General features: G+C 56.7%; 1 protein-coding gene. It reads left to right on the top strand.

Going from position 1 to position 423, the window contains the following annotated elements; genetic code table 11:
- Positions 1-423 (top strand): glutaminase domain-containing protein (locus N2K84_RS20260; protein WP_282593650.1); only part of this gene is annotated, 423 nt, incomplete at both ends.

Here is a 423-nt window from a genome sequence, read left to right as displayed (position 1 = left end):
GTGGGCACCTATCCGCTGGCCAACGGGCAAACCTACGGGGGCGACATGCCGGTGGAAGAATGTGGTAACATGGTGATCCTGACTGCGGCCATCGCTGAAATGGAAGGCAACGCCGATTATGCCGCCAAACACTGGGAGGTTCTGACCACCTGGTCGAACTACCTGCTCGAAAACGGTCTTGATCCCGATAACCAGTTGTGTACCGACGACTTTGCGGGGCACTTTGCCCACAATGTGAACCTGTCGGTGAAAGCCATCATGGGCATTGCCAGCTACGGCAAGTTGGCCGGTATGCTGGGCAAGACCGATGTGGCCGAAAAATATACCCATGAAGCCAAACGTATGGCCCGGGAATGGATGCAAATGGCCGACGACGGTGATCATTACCGGTTGACCTTCGACCAGCCGGGAACCTGGAGCCAG

Source organism: Gaoshiqia sediminis, assembly GCF_025907915.1.
Classification (GTDB): domain Bacteria; phylum Bacteroidota; class Bacteroidia; order Bacteroidales; family Prolixibacteraceae; genus Gaoshiqia; species Gaoshiqia sediminis.
This window is presented reverse-complemented; position numbering and strand designations above follow the sequence as displayed.